The sequence below is a fragment of the Salimicrobium jeotgali genome (assembly GCF_001685435.2).
GTDB classification, from domain to species: Bacteria; Bacillota; Bacilli; order Bacillales; family Halobacillaceae; genus Salimicrobium; species Salimicrobium album.
In genome coordinates, this window is the sequence record NZ_CP011361.2 from 439732 (window position 1) to 458116 (window position 18385).

General features: G+C 50.9%; 21 protein-coding genes. All 21 read left to right on the forward strand.

Features of this window, described 5'->3' with window-relative positions; all coding sequences use genetic code 11:
• The first annotated feature begins 19 nt into the window (after positions 1-19).
• The 21 genes from fsa (at position 20) to AAV35_RS02315 (ending at position 18377) form a co-directional block, all read left to right on the forward strand.
• Positions 20-667, forward strand: coding sequence for a fructose-6-phosphate aldolase (gene fsa / locus AAV35_RS02215; RefSeq protein ID WP_008590497.1), 648 nt, complete (start codon positions 20-22; stop codon positions 665-667).
• A 34-nt stretch (positions 668-701) separates the two neighbouring features.
• Positions 702-1988 (forward strand): UDP-N-acetylglucosamine 1-carboxyvinyltransferase, encoded by a 1287-nt coding sequence (locus tag AAV35_RS02220; protein WP_008590495.1) that lies wholly within the window; start codon positions 702-704, stop codon positions 1986-1988.
• 257 nt (positions 1989-2245) lie between these two features.
• Positions 2246-3523 (forward strand): transcription termination factor Rho, encoded by a 1278-nt coding sequence (gene rho, locus AAV35_RS02225; protein WP_008590492.1) that lies wholly within the window; start codon positions 2246-2248, stop codon positions 3521-3523.
• Between the two features lie 148 nt (positions 3524-3671).
• Positions 3672-3917, forward strand: coding sequence for a type B 50S ribosomal protein L31 (locus AAV35_RS02230; protein WP_008590489.1), 246 nt, complete (start codon positions 3672-3674; stop codon positions 3915-3917).
• A gap of 323 nt (positions 3918-4240) precedes the next feature.
• The gene (locus AAV35_RS02235) at positions 4241-4813 is read left to right on the forward strand and encodes a thymidine kinase (protein ID WP_008590487.1); all 573 of its coding nucleotides are present in this window, start codon (positions 4241-4243) and stop codon (positions 4811-4813) included.
• Between the two features lie 77 nt (positions 4814-4890).
• Complete coding sequence (gene prfA, locus AAV35_RS02240; protein WP_008590486.1) at positions 4891-5961, forward strand: peptide chain release factor 1; 1071 nt, start codon at positions 4891-4893, stop codon at positions 5959-5961.
• A 1-nt stretch (position 5962) separates the two neighbouring features.
• On the forward strand, positions 5963-6799 hold the full coding sequence (gene prmC / locus AAV35_RS02245) for a peptide chain release factor N(5)-glutamine methyltransferase (RefSeq protein WP_008590485.1): 837 nt from the start codon (positions 5963-5965) through the stop codon (positions 6797-6799).
• Positions 6800-7085: 286 nt separating this feature from the next.
• A complete protein-coding gene (locus AAV35_RS02250; protein WP_008590482.1) occupies positions 7086-8093 on the forward strand; it encodes an L-threonylcarbamoyladenylate synthase in 1008 nt (335 codons plus the stop codon).
• A 49-nt stretch (positions 8094-8142) separates the two neighbouring features.
• The gene (locus tag AAV35_RS02255; protein WP_234972610.1) at positions 8143-8736 is read left to right on the forward strand and encodes a low molecular weight protein arginine phosphatase; all 594 of its coding nucleotides are present in this window, start codon (positions 8143-8145) and stop codon (positions 8734-8736) included.
• Positions 8737-8899: 163 nt separating this feature from the next.
• Positions 8900-9430 carry a TIGR01440 family protein gene (locus AAV35_RS02260; RefSeq protein ID WP_008590478.1) on the forward strand — a complete coding sequence of 177 codons (531 nt, stop codon included), beginning with the start codon at positions 8900-8902 and terminating at the stop codon, positions 9428-9430.
• A 60-nt stretch (positions 9431-9490) separates the two neighbouring features.
• Positions 9491-10747, forward strand: coding sequence for a serine hydroxymethyltransferase (locus AAV35_RS02265; protein ID WP_008590476.1), 1257 nt, complete (start codon positions 9491-9493; stop codon positions 10745-10747).
• A gap of 183 nt (positions 10748-10930) precedes the next feature.
• On the forward strand, positions 10931-11563 hold the full coding sequence (gene upp / locus AAV35_RS02270; RefSeq protein ID WP_008590474.1) for a uracil phosphoribosyltransferase: 633 nt from the start codon (positions 10931-10933) through the stop codon (positions 11561-11563).
• 9 nt (positions 11564-11572) lie between these two features.
• A complete protein-coding gene (wecB, locus tag AAV35_RS02275; RefSeq protein WP_008590471.1) occupies positions 11573-12721 on the forward strand; it encodes a non-hydrolyzing UDP-N-acetylglucosamine 2-epimerase in 1149 nt (382 codons plus the stop codon).
• A 275-nt stretch (positions 12722-12996) separates the two neighbouring features.
• Positions 12997-13215: an AtpZ/AtpI family protein gene (locus AAV35_RS02280; RefSeq protein ID WP_008590469.1), complete on the forward strand. Its 219-nt coding sequence runs from the start codon at positions 12997-12999 to the stop codon at positions 13213-13215.
• A 1-nt stretch (position 13216) separates the two neighbouring features.
• Positions 13217-13603 (forward strand): ATP synthase subunit I, encoded by a 387-nt coding sequence (locus tag AAV35_RS02285; RefSeq protein ID WP_008590468.1) that lies wholly within the window; start codon positions 13217-13219, stop codon positions 13601-13603.
• A 5-nt stretch (positions 13604-13608) separates the two neighbouring features.
• A complete protein-coding gene (gene atpB / locus AAV35_RS02290) occupies positions 13609-14331 on the forward strand; it encodes a F0F1 ATP synthase subunit A (protein ID WP_008590467.1) in 723 nt (240 codons plus the stop codon).
• Between the two features lie 55 nt (positions 14332-14386).
• Complete coding sequence (gene atpE, locus AAV35_RS02295) at positions 14387-14599, forward strand: F0F1 ATP synthase subunit C (protein WP_008590466.1); 213 nt, start codon at positions 14387-14389, stop codon at positions 14597-14599.
• 210 nt (positions 14600-14809) lie between these two features.
• A complete protein-coding gene (gene atpF / locus AAV35_RS02300; protein WP_008590465.1) occupies positions 14810-15331 on the forward strand; it encodes a F0F1 ATP synthase subunit B in 522 nt (173 codons plus the stop codon).
• Entirely contained in the window at positions 15328-15879 is a 552-nt protein-coding gene (locus AAV35_RS02305) for a F0F1 ATP synthase subunit delta (protein WP_008590463.1), read from the forward strand. The genes atpF and AAV35_RS02305 overlap by 4 nt, the downstream gene beginning before the upstream one ends.
• A 12-nt stretch (positions 15880-15891) precedes the next feature.
• Positions 15892-17400: a F0F1 ATP synthase subunit alpha gene (atpA, locus tag AAV35_RS02310; protein WP_008590461.1), complete on the forward strand. Its 1509-nt coding sequence runs from the start codon at positions 15892-15894 to the stop codon at positions 17398-17400.
• Positions 17401-17507: 107 nt separating this feature from the next.
• Complete coding sequence (locus tag AAV35_RS02315) at positions 17508-18377, forward strand: F0F1 ATP synthase subunit gamma (RefSeq protein ID WP_008590460.1); 870 nt, start codon at positions 17508-17510, stop codon at positions 18375-18377.
• Positions 18378-18385 lie beyond the last annotated feature (8 nt).

The window sequence follows — 18385 nt, forward strand, 5'->3', positions numbered from 1 at the left end:
TATAAGGGGGAAATCAGTTATGAAATTTTTCATTGATACTGCAAACATAGACGAAATAAGGGAAGCGAATGCCCTCGGGCTGCTTTCGGGTGTGACCACCAACCCTTCCCTGGTAGCGAAAGAAGGCGTTTCCTTCCACGATCGTCTCCGTGAAATCACTTCGGAGGTGGACGGGTCTGTCAGTGCGGAAGTCGTTTCTGAGGACGTGGACGGTATGATGAAAGAAGCCAAGGAACTGGCTGCAATCGCCCCGAACATTACGGTGAAAGTTCCGATGACGATGGAGGGACTGAAAGCGGTGAAGCAACTTTCAGACCTGAACGTAAAAACGAACGTCACTCTCGTTTTCTCTGTGAATCAGGCGCTTCTTGCAGCGCGGGCCGGTGCTTCCTACGTGTCCCCATTCCTCGGTCGTCTGGATGATATCGGACACAATGGTATGGATCTGATTGCGCAGATTGCTGAAGTTTTTGACCGTCACGCCATCGACACGGAGATTATCGCAGCTTCCGTTCGCCACCCGATGCACGTCCACGAAGCAGCTTTGAACGGGGCGCATATTTCGACGATTCCTTTCAAAGTCCTTCACCAGCTCGTGAAACATCCGCTCACCGATCAGGGGATCGAGAAATTTCTGAACGACTGGAACAGTGCTCAAAATAAATAAGTTGCACAGGAATGTGTAAAGTGAGGAGTCCGATATGCATAAACTAATGATAGAAGGCGGCAGGCCTCTGGAGGGGACCCTTCGTGTCAGCGGAGCGAAGAACAGTGCCGTAGCTCTGCTTCCGGCAGCCATCCTGGCTGAATCACCGGTGACCATCGAAGGCCTGCCGGATATTTCGGACCTTGAGACGCTGAGCGGACTGCTCCGGGAGATCGGCGGGGAAGTGACCGAAGAGGGAAGAACCATTCACATCGACCCTTCCGGAATGGCTCCTCTCGCACTTCCGAATGGCCGGGTGAAGAAATTGCGGGCTTCCTATTATTTCATGGGAGCAATGCTCGGACGTTTCAACAAAGCCGTACTCGGGATGCCCGGAGGCTGCCATCTGGGTCCCCGTCCGATCGACCAGCACATTAAAGGTTTCGAAGCACTTGGAGCGGAAGTCACGAATGAACAGGGCTCCATCTGTATCCGGGCCGAGAAACTGAAGGGTGCACGGATTTACCTGGATATGGCCAGCGTCGGTGCCACGATCAATATTATGCTTGCAGCCGTAAGGGCCGAAGGGAAGACGCTCATCGAAAATGCGGCGAAAGAACCTGAGATCATTGACGTCGCCACCCTTCTGTCCAGCATGGGAGCGAATATCAAAGGGGCGGGGACCGACGTGGTCCGTATCGAAGGTGTCGAACATCTTTCCGGCTGCCGGCACACGATCATTCCGGACCGCATTGAAGCAGGGACGTACGCGATTCTCGCATCGGCTCAGGGGAACGGGGTCATCCTTGATAACGTCATCCCCCAGCACCTCGACTCCCTGCTGGCTAAACTGAGGGAGACGGGGGTGACGATTGAAGAGAAGGATGATCAGCTGTACATACGTCCGCCTGAAACATATAAGAGTGTGGATGTGAAAACGTTCGTATATCCCGGCTTTCCGACCGACCTGCAGCAGCCGTTCACTTCACTTCTGACGAAAGCCGAAGGCAGTGCGGTGGTAACTGATACTATTTACCCGTCCCGGTTCAAACATATCGATGAATTGAGACGGATGAACGCCAAAGTGAAAGAGTATGAAGGGTATGCAATTGTGGAAGGTCCGGTCCCTCTTCAGGGGGCCCGGGTCCGGGCTTCCGATCTTCGTGCCGGAGCGGCGCTCGTTATCGCCGGCCTGATGGCTGACGGGGTGACAGAGATTCGCGGCGTCGAACACATCGAGCGCGGTTACGAAAATATGGTGGAGAAACTGAACAGTATAGGTGCCAATATGTGGTACGAAGAAATCAGCGAAACGAAGCAGGAGCAGTTCCAGAAGTACTGACGAAACTCAAGAGGGGTACGCTTACCCTTTTGAGTTTTTTATTATGAAAAGCATTTTTCCACCCCGATTTTTTAAGAAGTGCGTCAAACCTCCTATTGAAGTGAAGATGTGATAAGATGTAAACTGAATATGTTTTAAAGACACCTGCCTCGGTAAGCTTCAGAACAATCACTCCAGCACCTTCTCTATATTTCTTCAACATTCATAAGCTGTCGAGACATTGTACGGATTCAAAAATTAATTAAAGTGGTGATTTTGTGGCGGAATTGAACATTTCCAGCTTGGAAACATTGAAATTGAAAGAACTCTATGACAAGGCACGTGAATACAAAGTGTCCTATTACTCCAAACTGACAAAGCGTGAACTTATATTTGCCATCCTGAAAGCACAGGCCGAAAAGGACGGCTATCTATTCATGGACGGCATTCTCGAAATCATCCCTTCGGAAGGTTTCGGTTTCCTGCGGCCGATCAACTACTCCCCGAGTGCGGAGGACATCTATATTTCGGCTTCCCAGATAAGAAGATTCGATTTAAGGAACGGGGACAAAGTCTCCGGTAAAGTCCGCCCGCCGAAGGAGAACGAACGGTACTACGGCCTGCTGCACGTGGACGCAGTGAACGGGGAAGACCCGGACTCCGCCAAGCAGCGGGTACACTTTCCGGCGTTGACCCCGCTCTATCCGGATCGTCACATGAATCTCGAAGTGGCGCAAAATCAGCTGGCAACGAGGATCATGGATGTAATGGCTCCTGTCGGGTACGGCCAGCGCGGGCTTATCGTCGCTCCGCCGAAAGCCGGGAAAACGATGCTTCTGAAGCAGATGGCGAACAGTATAGCCAAAAACCATCCCGACTCGAAACTGATCATTCTTCTCGTCGACGAGCGTCCGGAAGAAGTGACGGATATCGAACGTTCGGTAGCTCCGGATGTGGATGTAGTCTCCTCCACGTTCGATGAAGTGCCGGAGAACCATATCAAAGTTTCGGAACTGGTCCTCGAGCGGTCGATGCGTCTCGTGGAACATAAACGGGACGTGATTGTACTGATGGACAGTATCACTCGTCTTGCCAGAGCTTACAACCTGGTGATTCCGCCGAGCGGGCGCACGCTTTCAGGTGGTATCGATCCTGCTTCTTTCCACCGTCCGAAAAGGTTCTTCGGAGCCGCGCGTAACATCGAAGAAGGCGGCAGTCTCACCATTCTTGCTACGGCTCTGGTGGATACCGGTTCGAAGATGGACGACGTCATTTATGAAGAATTCAAGGGCACCGGTAATATGGAACTTCATCTCGACCGCAATCTGGCGGAGCGAAGGATCTTCCCGTCGATCGATCTGAAACGGTCCGGCACGCGAAAAGAGGAACTGCTTCTTTCGAAAGAACAGCTGGAGAAAATGTGGGCGATCCGTCAGGCGATGACGAGCTCCCACGATTTCTACGAACGCTTCCTGCGCCGCATGAAGAAATCGAAAGACAACCGTGAATTCTTCGACGTGATGGATAAGGAGATGAATCAGACATCTAAAAAGTAAAGCCTGCAATCACAGGTTGCATTACAGACAGCGACCTGCTATAATCACTCTATGTGAGTTTCAGTCAAGGGACAGATTACACCCGAAACGGCTCTTACAATAACTCTGTGCTGAAAAAGGGCTCAGGGCAAAAAGGAGTGGAAGAGTAATGAAAAAAGACATTCATCCAGAATACCAGAAAGTTGTATTCCTAGACACAAGCTCTGATTACAAGATTCTTACAGGATCTACTCAGACTTCCGATGAGACGATCGAATGGGAAGACGGTAACTCGTACCCGTTGATCCGTGTAGAGATCAGCTCTGCATCTCATCCGTTCTACACAGGTAAACAGAAAGCGGACAAAGCTGGTGGCCGTGTAGACCGTTTCAAGAAAAAATACAACCTTTCCTGATCGTTTTGGGAAGTTTACAGAGAACAGGCAGATGTCGCTTCCGGCATATGCCTGTTTTTTTATTGGCGGAGGACCGGTGAAGGTGTTTTTCGTGCCTTTGAGCTTAAAAAAACGGAGCCGAAGGGAAGGATTAGGCAGAAATCGTGACCTTCGGCTCCATTTTTCAGTACCCATTGTAACGATTCGGGGAGGATCGTTACCTTCAGGTCGCACCGGACCGTGCTGAAGCGAAGGAAAAAATTTTGAGAGAAACGGGGACATCTGCACGACCGTTATTTTTGTGTATAATGGGAGAAGCGCTTAGAAAAAAGGGGAGTCTGCACATGGCACAACTGTATTTTAAATACGGGGCAATGAACAGCGGAAAATCAATCGAAATCATAAAAGTCGCCCATAACTACGAAGAGCAGAATAAACCGGTGCTCATATTCACACCGGGGCTCGACGACCGGGATGAAATCGGATACGTTTCTTCGCGGATCGGTCTGCGCCGGAAAGCTTATCCGATTTTCGAAGAAACCGATCTGTACGAAACGGTGAAGCAGGAAGAGGAACAGCCGTACTGTGTCCTCGTCGATGAGGCACAGTTCCTGGATAAAGAACACGTACTGCAGCTTACGAAAATAGTGGACCGGCTGAACATCCCGGTCATGGGATTCGGTCTCAAAAACGATTTTCAGAACGAGCTGTTTGACGGAAGTAAGTATTTCCTTTTGTATGCAGATAAAATCGAAGAAATGAAAACGATCTGCTGGTTCTGTGAGAAGAAAGCGGTGATGAACCTGCGGGTGAATGAAGCCGGAAAGCCGGTCTACTCCGGAGAACAGATCCAGATCGGCGGAAATGATGCGTACTACCCGGTCTGTCGTAAATGTCACGGGAATCCCCCACTGTAAAGGACGGGGGCGCGGTTGTATCCGGGGTCTCCCTATAATATAATGACAATCGGTAGAGAAAAGTAGAGGTGAAGAAAATGATCGAACGGTTACAGACATTGGAAGATCGATACGATAAACTGAACGAGCTGCTGAGTGACCCGGAAGTCATCAGCGATACGAAGAAGCTGCGTGAGTACTCGAAGGAGCAGTCCGATCTTTCGGATACAGTCCGCGCCTATCAGGAATATAAAAGTGTAACTTCACAGATTGACGAAACGAAAGAGATGCTTGAGGACGAAACGGATGAAGAAATGAAGGAAATGGCGAAAGAAGAGCTGAGCGAACTCACTTCCCGCAAAGAACAACTTGAGGAAGAACTCCGCGTTCTCATGCTGCCGAAAGACCCGAACGACAGCAAAAACGTTATTCTCGAAGTTCGGGGAGCAGCCGGCGGCGATGAAGCTGCTCTGTTTGCGGGTGATTTGTACCGTATGTACACACGCTACGCCGAAGGAAAAGGGTGGAAAACGGAAGTCATCGATTCTACGGCGAGTGAAGTCGGAGGCTACAAAGAAATCACGTTTATGATTAAGGGAGAAGGAGCGTTCTCCCGCTTCAAGTATGAAAGCGGAGCCCACCGCGTCCAACGCGTACCGGAAACGGAATCCGGAGGCCGTATCCACACGTCGACCGCGACTGTCGTCTGCCTGCCGGAAGCGGAAGATGTCGAAGTGGATATCCACGAAAAGGATATACGTGTGGACACGTTTGCATCGAGCGGCCCGGGTGGTCAGAGTGTCAACACGACGATGTCCGCTGTGCGTCTTACCCACGAACCTACAGGAATTGTAGCCTCCTGTCAGGACGGCAAGTCCCAGATTAAGAACAAGGAAAAGGCGATGCAGATTCTGCGGGCCCGTATCTACGATAAGTACGAACGGGAAGCGCAGGAAGAGTATGACGAAAGCCGCAAATCTGCTGTCGGTACAGGAGACCGTTCGGAACGGATCCGTACGTACAACTTCCCGCAGACGCGTGTCACCGACCACCGTATCGGTCTCACGCTGCAGAAGCTCGATCAGGTGCTTCAGGGAAACCTCGATCAGATTATTGAGCCGCTGCTTATGGAAGAACAGGCGAAGAAGCTTGAAGAGATCGGGCAGTAATATGGAGACGATGACAATCAGGGAAGCTCTTCACCGGGCTTCTTCTTTTTTGCGGGAGCACGGACGCGAGGAGAGAGTAGGAGAATTTCTGCTCGAGTTTTATACGGGTCTCGAAGGTCCGGCCTTACATCTTGAAAGTGACTGCTCCCTCTCTTCAGAGGAGCAGCATTCTTTCATGGAAGCAGTCAGAACCCACGCTCTGACCGGTAAACCGTACCAGCATATCACAGGAGAAGCCCATTTTTATGGCCGGACCTTCATGGTCACTCCCGATGTTCTTATTCCGCGCCAGGAAACAGAGGAGCTGATGGATCTCGTCAGGTCCTGTGCGAGAACTGGTGAGCGGATCGCCGATATCGGCACGGGGAGCGGTGTGCTCGCCGTTACGCTTGCCCTGGAAACGGAAGCTGACGTGCTGGCTACCGACATATCCCCCGCCGCACTCGAAATCGCCCGTCATAATTCCGAGAATCTGGGGGCAGAGATCCGTTTTTTTGAAGGGAGTTTTCTTGCTCCCCTCAAAGAAGAACACGTGGATATTCTTGTTTCCAATCCGCCCTACATCTCCTGGAGAGAAAAAGAAGAGCTGGATATAACGGTCAGGGATTACGATCCGGAACTTGCCCTGTTCGCGGAAGAAGATGGTCTGGCGGCATACGCAGCGATATGCCGGGAACTTAAGGAACGCCCTCAACAACCGCGGATGGCAGTTTTCGAAATCGGACACACTCAAGGGGAGGCGGTGACCCGGCTTCTCGGAGAAGCACTGCCCGGACACCGTTTACAGGTTCATAAAGACTTGAACGGGAAAGATCGGTTCGTCACTGCCGGCCACTAGTTTCATAAGCCTCCGCCCCTCCGGACAGGAGGCTTTTTTTATAGGTGAATTTACTTACGGTTACATTCTGTGGATAAGTGGATAAATGACCGGTGCGGCTTGTGGATAGTGTGTATAAAAAGTAGATAACTTTATTATTATTTGATTCATAATTGTACACAACCTCATTTGTTGTGGAAAAAGCTGTGGATGAACGCTATACCACCCGGCGTGCTCATGCTTGCCTGTATCTTCAGCTTTGTCCATAATGGATAGTAGAGAAAACCGGAATAAAGGGGATTAAAAAATGCGTACGAAGATATGGACGATGGAGGAAGGATTGAGCGGAGCGGTAGAGGCTCTGCGCCAGAAAGAAACGGTAGCCTTTCCGACGGAAACGGTGTACGGCCTCGGGGCGGATGCTACGAGTAAAGAAGCGGTAAGTAAAATATTCAAAGCCAAAGGCCGTCCTGCGGACAACCCGCTCATCGTCCACATCGGTGAGCGCAGCCAGCTGAGTGCAATCGCTTCTTCCTGGTCGGAGACGGCCGAGAAGTGCATGGATGCGTTCTGGCCGGGTCCGCTTACTGTCATTGTTCCCTCGAATCATGAGGCGGCACCGAACGTCACGTCGAACCTTGATACGATAGGGGTGCGTATGCCGGATCACCCGGTCGCACTGGAACTGCTGTCGAAAGCAGGAGTGCCTATAGCTGCTCCGAGCGCCAACAGTTCAGGGAAGCCTTCTCCTACGACGGCAGGGCACGTGTATGAAGATTTGAACGGCAAAATCACGGGCATTGTCGATGGTGGTCCGACGGGAGTCGGGGTGGAGTCGACAGTTGTGGACTGTACGTCGGAGGTCCCTGTGATTTTACGTCCGGGCGGAATAACGAAAGAAGATCTGGAGCGAGTATTCGGTGAGGTGCAGGTGGATCCTGCTCTGGAAGGAGCCGGGGACCGGCCGAAATCTCCAGGCATGAAGTATCGTCACTATGCGCCGGATGTACCGCTGTGGCTCGTGGAAGGGGATGACGGGAGATTCGTCACTGCCCTGAAGTATTACAAAGAGGAAGGGAAAAAGATAGGTGTCATCGCAAGCCGGGAACTGGCACGGAAACTGGATCATGAGCCACTCGTGGAGTGCGGCTCCCGGGAGGACATGGGAGAAGTGGCCGGAGGGCTGTACAGCGCGCTCCGCTCTTTTTCCGATACGGAGATCGACCTTATTTTATGTGAAACGTTCAAAGAAGCGGGGATGGGCACGGCAGTCATGAACCGTCTACGGAAAGCGGCGGACCACACTGTCGTGTGAGGAAGCCGTAACCGCGCAGCCGGAATTTACGAGGAACGGGAGGAGAAATATGATGAATATCTTGTTTGTTTGTACAGGTAATACGTGCAGAAGTCCGATGGCTGAGGCCATTCTGAAAAATAAAACCTCAGGACACGACGTCCGTTCCGCCGGAATGTTCGCCGGCCACGGTTCCCCTGTGTCCCGGGGAGCCATGCAGGTGATGGAAGAAGAAGGAGTAAGTACCGATGGCAATTCCCAGCCTGTATCGCCGGAGCTCCTTTCCTGGGCGGATCTCGTTCTTACGATGACGGAGGGCCACAAACAGACGATCGCCATGCAGTATCAGGGGTATGAAGATAAACTGTTCACCCTGAAGGAATACGTTCTCGTGCCCGAAGAGAAATGGGACCGTCTGAAATCACTGTACAGTCGGGTGGAAGAGAAAAGAAATCAGCTTCGGCAGGAAGAAACAGAAGATGTAAGTGAAAAATGGCAGGAAGCATGTCGTGAAGAGCTCGAAGAAATCGAGGAACTGGAAGATTCTTTTCCGGATGTGAACGTGTCGGATCCGTTCGGGGCGGATGTGGAAATGTACAGGGAAACCTACCGCGAACTGGAGAAGTATATCGATCTGCTTATTGATAAGACCGGCGATAAATAAAGTTCCGGAGAGAGCCGTTCAGGCGGCATGATGCCAAAACCCGAACATTGCCGAAAACAGAAATTAGTAATACAATAAAGGAAAGTTTTATAGAGAAGCTCATGCTTCTCTTTTTTTGAAGAAGGAACAATACACTTTCGCGTGGAGAGGGAGGGACAGCTTTATGAATATACAACAGGATATAACCGCCCTTCTGCAGCAGCTCTCGGACACCGGATATATGACCGGAGGCACGCTCGTGGTCGGATGTTCCACAAGCGAAGTCCACGGCCGTAAAATAGGCACGTCCGGCAGCGGGGAAGTCGCCCGGGACCTGTACACGGAATTTTTACGTTTCAGGGAAAGAACCGGAATGTCGCTTGCCTTTCAGTGCTGTGAGCATCTGAACCGCGCTCTCGTCGTTGAAAGGCAGACGGCTGAGCGCTGCGGGGGCCGTATCGTCGCTGCTGTACCGGTACCGAAAGCAGGAGGGGCGATGGCGGCGCATGCTTACCGCGAGATGGAGGACCCTGTCCTGGTTGAGAGTATGGAAGCGGAAGCCGGTGTGGATATCGGTGAAACGATGATCGGCATGCATTTGAAACACGTCGCCGTACCGCTCCGCCTCGATCAGACCTCAGTAGGAGAAGCGAGGGCCCGGGCTGCCAGAACGAGACCGCCTATGATAGGCGGACCGCGTGCGGAGTACGAATGAAACGAGGCATCGCCAGGAAGAGAAAATAACGAGGGAAAGACGAAAGGGGAATACGAATCGATGAAACAACTGAAATCGCAAGACCCGGAACTGTTTGCATCTATCCAGAAGGAACACCACCGTCAGGACTATAATATCGAACTGATTGCATCCGAAAACTTCACTTCCGAAGCGGTTATGGAAGCGATGGGCTCTGTAATGACGAACAAATATGCCGAAGGATACCCGGGTAAACGCTACTACGGCGGCTGCGAATTCGTCGATGAAGCGGAAAACCTGGCTCGGGACCGGGCGAAAGAGATTTTTAACGCAGAACACGCGAACGTCCAGTCCCACTCCGGTTCCCAGGCGAACATGGCAGTTTATTTCACCGTTTTGAATCCCGGGGATACCGTGCTCGGAATGAATCTGAACCACGGCGGTCACCTGACGCATGGCAGCCCGGTGAACTTCAGCGGCTCCCTCTACAACTTCGAAGAGTACGGGGTGGATAAGGAATCGGAACTGATCGATTATGACGCCGTTCTCGAAAGGGCGAAAGAAGTTCAGCCGAAACTTATCGTTGCAGGAGCAAGTGCCTATCCCCGCGACATCGACTTCGCCCGTTTCCGTGAAATCGCGGACGAAGTAGGCGCGTACCTGCTCGTGGACATGGCACACGTAGCCGGACTTGTGGCAACCGGGCATCATTCCGATCCCGTTCCGCATGCTCACTTTGTAACGACGACTACACATAAAACTCTTCGCGGTCCACGTGGAGGGATGATCCTCTGCAAGGAGGAATTCGCGAAGAAACTCGACAAAAACGTTTTTCCCGGCATGCAGGGCGGCCCGCTGATGCACATCATCGCTGCGAAAGCCGTCGCATTCAAAGAAATTCTCGACAGTTCCTTCAAGGACTACTCGAGCCAGATCATCAGTAATGCGAAGAAACTCGGAGAAGCACTGCAGCAGAATGATATCCGTCTCGTCTCCGGCGGTACGGAGAATCATCTCCTTCTTCTTGACCTGCGCAATAAAGGCCTGACAGGAAAAGTGGCCGAAAAGGCGCTGGACGAAGTAGGTATCACTACGAACAAGAATACGATTCCATTCGATCCGGAAAGCCCGTTCGTGACAAGCGGTATCCGTGTCGGTACGGCAGCCGTAACGACGCGCGGTTTCAAAGAGGAAGAGATGAAGGAGATCGGGGATCTGATTGCATTCACCCTCGATCACCATGAAGAGCCCGGGAAACTGAAAGAAGCGAAGGAACGTGTACGTGCGCTTACGTCCCGCTTCCCGCTTTACCCCTCCCTGGAAAGTGCGGATGAATAATACGAATAAACGAAAAGTCGCTCGTCTGAGAGCGGCTTTTTGTGTGGAAAATCGTAAGTTCTGTAAGCACTTAGACATGGTTATGTTACGAATTTTTAAACCTTTTGTCCCTCGTTGCAAAACAGCTTATTATTCAGTACAATAAGACAGATATGAATAAAATTAACGAAGGAGAGTGCTTCGATGAGTAACGTTTACGTACTGGACCATCCGCTGATCCAGCATAAACTGACGTACATAAGGAAAAAAGAGACGGGAACGAAAGATTTCCGGGAGCTTGTGGACGAAGTGGCTACACTGATGGCGTTTGAAATTACCCGGGATCTTCCGGTCGAGGAAGTGGATATCCAGACCCCGGTCGTCGATGATGCAAAAGCGAAAGTCCTGTCCGGAAAGAAAGTCGGTCTGGTACCTATTCTGCGTGCCGGTCTCGGCATGGTCGACGGGATGGTAAATATGATTCCGGCAGCTAAAATCGGCCACGTGGGACTTTATCGTGATCCGGAAACGTTGAAACCGGTAGAGTACTACGTGAAAATGCCGAGTGATATCAGCGAACGCGAACTCATCGTTCTCGACCCGATGCTTGCTACCGGCGGTTCGGCAATCGAAGCTATTCACTCCCTGAAAAAACGTGGGGCGAAACAGATCCGTCTCATGTGTCTCGTGGCAGCTCCGGAAGGCGTGAGGCTGATGCAGGAAGCCCACCCTGACGTGGATATCTATTTAGCGGCTCTCGATGAGAAGCTTGATGAAAAAGGATACATCGTACCCGGTCTCGGGGACGCAGGCGACCGTCTGTACGGAACGAAGTAGGAAGTGGCTATGTCACGTCCGATTAAAGTGCTGACAGTGTTCGGAACGAGACCGGAGGCTATTAAAATGGCTCCTCTCGTTCTTGAATTGAAAAAGCGGAGCAATGATTTCGAAACGTCAGTGGCCGTCACGGCCCAGCACCGGGAAATGCTCGACCAGGTACTGTCGATCTTCGATATCAGACCCGACTACGATTTGAACGTCATGAAAAAGAAACAGACGCTTGCCCACGTTACCACCGGTGCGATGGAGGGGCTGGATGAAGTGATGAAGGAGGCAGCTCCGGATATCATACTTGTCCACGGAGATACGACGACGACGTTCGTCGCCTCCCTTACCGGATTTTACAATCAGATTCCGGTGGCACACGTGGAGGCGGGACTCCGGACTTGGGATAAAAAGACCCCTTTTCCCGAGGAGATGAACCGTCAGCTGACCGGGGTGCTCGCCGATCTCCACTTTGCCCCCACCAATCAGGCAAGGGACAATCTGCTTCTTGAAAACAAAAGGGAAGATCAGATTTTCGTCACCGGAAACACGGCGATTGATTCCCTTAAAACGACGGTGGATGAGGCGTATTCCAGTAAAGTGTTCGATTCGCTGGAAGGACGTCGCCTCGTACTTATGACTGCCCACCGGCGCGAGAATCTCGGTATGAATATGAAAAGAATGTTCAGGGCTGTGAAGCGGATCGTTGAGACTCATAAGGACGTGGTAGTCGTATACCCGGTTCACCTGAATCCGGAAGTACAGGAAACCGCAGAAGATATTCTCGGAGGCTGGGAGAGGGTCAAGTTGATCTCTCCGCTCGACGTCATTGATTTTCATAATTTCGCCTCCCGGGCCCATCTTATCCTTACCGATTCCGGCGGCGTGCAGGAGGAAGCCCCTTCTCTCGGCGTCCCTGTACTGGTCCTCCGTGATACTACGGAACGTCCGGAGGGGATAGATGCGGGCACGATAAAACTGGCCGGGACGGACGAGGAAAACATATTCAGACTGGCCGATGAGTTACTTTCGGACCCGGAGGCCTATGCAAAAATGTCAGGAGCCTCCAATCCGTACGGGGATGGCCAGGCGTCTGCCCGTATCGCGGAAGGACTCCGGTATTTCTTCGGAAAGACCGACAGAAAACCGGCCCCGTTCGAAATCGAATGAAAGCCGTCTGACCCCGGGACAGGTTCGGGTGTTTATCTCTGATCCCCCCTGTTGCAGGAGGGATGACCCCTTATGGAACAAACGTTTGCACACCCTTTTAAATTTCCTTGCTGAAATGTGGCAGAAATGTGAAAAAAACCGGGTTTATTGTTTACACTTTTATTCCACAAATTATTGACACTACAACAGTGCTAATGTAATCTTACATAGTGTGGAATGATAAGGTTTTCATGCAAAGAAAAGCTTGCACACAAAGGGAACGGGTGAGACGGTGTATGGGAAAATCGAACGGTTCGTTCCGGACAATCGGTCTTGTCAGCGCCATATCATCACAGCTGGCAGGAGGCATCCTCGTCGGTATCTATGCCGGCAAATGGGTGGACGGACAGTTCGGGAGTGACCCGCTGTTTCTGATTCTCGGTCTCCTGACCGGTCTTTCAGCAGGTACATACGGAACGATTCATTTAGTAAGGAAGTATACGGGGGACGATTAACTTGAAAGACTTTGATGTTATGGCGACCCGTCAACGTAAATGGATGTTCTACCTTCTCGCACTATTGGTTCTCGCCTATGGACTTACTCCATGGAAAGCATTTTTCCTCGGGACACTTCTCGGCACCGTACTCAGCTTCTACAATCTGTGGTTGATGCAGCGCAAGATGAAGCAGCTCGGGGAAACAGTAGCCGCCAATAAGTCGATGAAGGGGATCGGCACGTTCACGAGACTTGCGAGCGGAGCGCTCGCCGTCGTTGTCGCCCTTCAATTCGAAGAATATTTCCATTTAATTGGCGTAGTATCGGGCCTGATGACAGCTACGGTTGTCATTTTTATAGATGCCTTCATTAATTCTAGCAAGGATAGTAAGATGGAAGAGAGGTGAAGAGATTGGATCACGAAGCACCAATGTGGAATGAAGCGTTTGGCATACCATGGTTAACTTTTAACCTGTCGAACGTCCTCATGATGTTTGTCGCGTCTCTCATAGTCTTTATTGTGTGCGTTGCAGCAACAAGGAATCTGCAGCGACACCCGAAAGGCATGCAGAATGTGATTGAGTGGACCGTCGATTTTATAAAGAATATCATCGGCACCAACATGGACTGGCGAACAGGAAAGATGTTTCTGCCGCTTGGTTTAACGTTATTCCTCTACATATTTGTCTCAAACATGCTGGGGGTTATCGTTACCGGAACTGTCGGACACACGTTATGGTGGAAGTCACCGACTGCAGACCCTCTGATAACGATGACATTAGCTGTCATGGTAGTGGTGCTTACCCACTACTACGGGATCAAACTGAAGGGATCCAAAGAGTACGCAAAGGATTATGTACGTCCGTTGCCGTTCCTCCTGCCCTTCAATATCATTGAAGAATTTTCGAACACTTTGACGCTCGGTCTGCGTCTTTACGGGAACATTTACGCAGGCGAGATTCTTATCAGCCTGCTTCTGGGACTGGCATCAAGCGGTTTCTTCGGTTTCCTTGGAGCGTCAGTGCCGATGGTCGCCTGGATGGGTTTCAGTACATTCATCGGTTTTATCCAGGCATTCATTTTCGTTATGTTGACGATGGTTTATATGTCTCACAAAGTGAGCGAAGACCATTAACATATTTTTTTGAAATAACTAATCATTAATAAAATATTTGGGGAGGATTTACATTATGAATCTTTTAGCAGCAGCTATCGCAGTAGGACTGGCAGCACTTGGTGCCGGTATTGGTAACGGTTTGATCGTAAGTCGTACGGTAGAAGGAATTGCACGTCAGCCGGAGCTTCGCAGTGCCCTTCAGACAACAATGTTCATTGGTGTGGCTCTGGTTGAAGCGGTTCCGATCATCGGTGTTGTAATCGCGTTTATCGTAATCGGCGGCTAATGTCGTCCATCTGAACAGGGCGGAGTCTATCTTCGCCTTTCTTATATCTGTTTGGTACCCGGTAAGAACATGTAGGAAACGATATATTTCTGGCACTAGCGCTTGTACCTGACGCCTTTTTAAGCCGACGGTTAATCGGGGAACGGGCCGGGTGTCGGCGCTATTCTTATGTATGTTTAGGTATGTTGAGGAAAGAAAGGAGTGAGAGCTGTGTACGGGTTGACTGATAACCTGATTGTTCAGGCAAGTGGTTTTCCATTCGGAGATGCGATTATCCAGTTATTCTTCTTCATCATTTTGCTGGCACTGTTGCGCAAATTTGCGTGGGGCCCGCTCATGAATATGATGAAAGAACGGGAAGATTACATTTCCGGTGAGATAGAAACGGCGGAGAAAAGCCGTGAAGAAGCAGCACGCCTTCAGCGTGAAGCCTCCGAAGAATTGAAACAGACGCGTCAGGATGCACAGAAGATCATCGAAGATGCGCGTCAGACGGCTACAAAACAGGAGAAAGATATTATCGCTTCTGCAAGAAACGAGTCCGACCGTATGAAAGAATCGGCACGACAGGAAATCGAGCAGGAGAAAGAAAAAGCTGTACAGCAGCTTAAAGATCAAGTCGCTTCCATGTCCGTCATGATTGCATCGAAAGTTATCGAAAAAGAACTGTCCGAAGAGGATCAGAAACAGCTTATCGAACAATACGTGAATGAACAGGGAGAAGAGCGATGAGCGAGACAGTCGTAGCAAAAAGATACGCAGATGCCCTCTTTGAGCTCGGACAGGAAAAATCGAAACTTGATGTTTTTCAGGAAGAAATGAACATATTGAAAAAAGTGGCGCGCGAGAACCCTTCGTTAGAAAATGTTCTCAAGCATCCACGCATTCCGGCCGACCGTAAGAAGGAAGTCATGACGAACAGCTTCAAAGGTTTCTCCGAAGAAGTGCTTCACACGCTTCACCTTCTTATCGACCGTCACCGTACGGACCTTATGGTTCCGCTTGCGGACCGTTTCCTTGCCAGGGTGAACGATTACCAGGGCGTGCAGGAAGCTGTCGTTTACACAGTAAGGGAAATGTCGGAGGATGAGAAACAGCGTTTGTCCAGAACGTTTGCACCGAAAGTAGGAAAGGATTCCCTTATTATCGATAACCGCGTGGATCCGGATCTTCTCGGTGGAATGCGTATACGTATCGGGAACCGGATTTTCGACGGATCCCTCCGTGGCAAACTCGATCAAATGGAACGTAAGCTGCTCTCAGCGAACAATAGAGGATAGGGGTGAAACCGCATGAGCATCAATGCTGAAGAAATCAGTAGTCTGATTAAACAACAGATTGAAAATTATGAAGCAGACATGGAAGTTACCGATGTCGGTACCGTCATTGAAGTCGGAGACGGCATCGCCCGTGCTCATGGCTTGGATAACGTCATGGCCGGGGAACTCGTTGAATTCTCAAACGGTGTTATGGGACTTGCACAGAACCTGGAAGAAAGTAACGTCGGTCTCGTTATATTGGGACCGTTCACAGATATCAAAGAAGGCGACGAAGTCCGTCGTACCGGCCGCATCATGCAGGTACCGGTAGGCGAGGAACTTCTTGGCCGCGTCGTCAACCCGCTCGGACAGCCGGTTGACGGCCTCGGGAACATCGAAACGACGAAAACCCGTCCGATTGAATCTCCGGCTCCAGGTGTTATGGATCGTAAGTCCGTGGACGAGCCGCTTCAGACCGGTATTAAGGCGATCGACGCACTTGTACCGATCGGCCGTGGCCAGCGTGAGCTGATCATCGGAGACCGTCAGACCGGTAAAACGTCTGTAGCACTGGATACGATTCTGAACCAGCACGACCAGGACATGATCTGTATCTACGTCGCCATCGGTCAGAAAGAATCGACTGTCCGCAGTACTGTAGAAACACTCCGCCGTCGCGGAGCACTTGATTATACGATCGTCGTGACCGCCAGTGCTTCCCAGCCGGCACCACTTCTTTACCTGGCGCCATACTCCGGCGTATCCATGGGAGAAGAATTCATGCATAACGGAAAACACGTACTCGTCGTGTACGATGACCTGTCGAAACAGGCGTCCGCTTATCGTGAACTGTCCCTTCTCCTTCGTCGTCCGCCAGGCCGTGAAGCATTCCCGGGAGACGTATTCTACCTTCACTCCCGTCTTCTTGAGCGTGCGGCAAAACTGAGTGACGCCAAAGGCGGAGGCTCGCTTACCGCACTTCCATTCGTCGAAACACAGGCCGGAGACATTTCCGCCTACATTCCGACGAACGTCATCTCGATTACGGATGGTCAGATCTTCCTGCAGTCCGACCTGTTCTTCTCCGGTGTACGACCGGCGATCAACCCGGGTCTATCCGTATCCCGTGTAGGTGGTTCCGCCCAGCTTAAAGCTATGAAGAAAGTGGCCGGCACACTTCGTTTGGACCTTGCTTCCTTCCGTGAGCTTGAGGCATTCGCCCAGTTCGGTTCGGATCTGGACAAAGCGACACAGGCGAAACTGAATCGCGGGGCACGCACGGTGGAAGTTCTGAAACAGGGACTGCACCAGCCTATATCCGTCGAGAAACAGGTAATGATCATTTATGCTCTTACAAAAGGGTACATTGATGACATTCCGACTGAAGAAGTAACCCGTTTCGAGCGTGAGTTCCACGACTGGCTCGATAACAACCGTAAAGATCTTCTTCAAAAAATCCGCGAAACAGGCAAACTTCAGGACGATGAAGTGATGGCCGAAGCGGTTACTGAATTCAAGAAAACCTTCGTAGTTGCCGAATAAACAGTAAGGATTCAGAAAACCTTCGTCTTAAAAAAGGAAGGAAGACCGCAACACACTTCCTTCCTGCACGGACGGACAGAGTTTTTAAGAAAGGGTGGTGAATCAGCTTGGCATCCCTTAGAGAGATTAAAGGTCGTATTAGTTCCACGAAAAAAACGAAACAGATCACGAAAGCGATGCAGATGGTTTCAGCTTCCAAACTGAACCGTGCGGAAGAGAACGCAAAATCCTTCGTACCGTACAGTGAGAAAATCCAGGAAGTCGTCGCCAGTATCGCTCAAGGGGGAGGAGATGCATCCCACCCGATGCTTGAGGAGCGGGAAGTGAAACGTAGAGGCTACGTTATCGTCACTTCGGACCGCGGTCTTGCAGGAGCATACAACGCAAGTATTCTGCGGAAAGCTTATCAGGACATCTGGAACAATCATACCTCTGCCGACGAGTACAGAATCATAGCCATCGGCCGGATTGGCCGGGACTTTTTCCGGAAACGGAATATGGCAGTGGATAAAGAAATCACCGGTGTGGCCGACCAGCCTGACTTTGAAGATATCAAAGAACTGGCCTCCGAAACGGTCGATCTTTTCACCGAAGAAGACATCGATGAACTTTACGTCTACTACAGCCACTACGTCAGTGCGATTACCCAGGAAGTGAAGAAGACGAAAGTACTTCCGCTCAACGATATCTCTGCTGAGCAGGCAACGAAATCATCGTCTGCTTCCTACGAATATGAACCGAACCAGGAAGAAATTTTGTCAGTGCTTCTGCCGCAGTATGCGGAAAGTCTGATTTACGGAGCACTTATAGACAGTAAGGCCAGTGAACATGCTGCACGTATGACGGCAATGAAAAGTGCGACCGACAACGCCGACGATCTTATCGACGACTTGTCACTCACGTACAACCGTGCCCGTCAGGCAGCAATCACACAGGAAATCACCGAAATTGTCGGTGGTGCATCCGCCCTCGAATAGTAAGACGG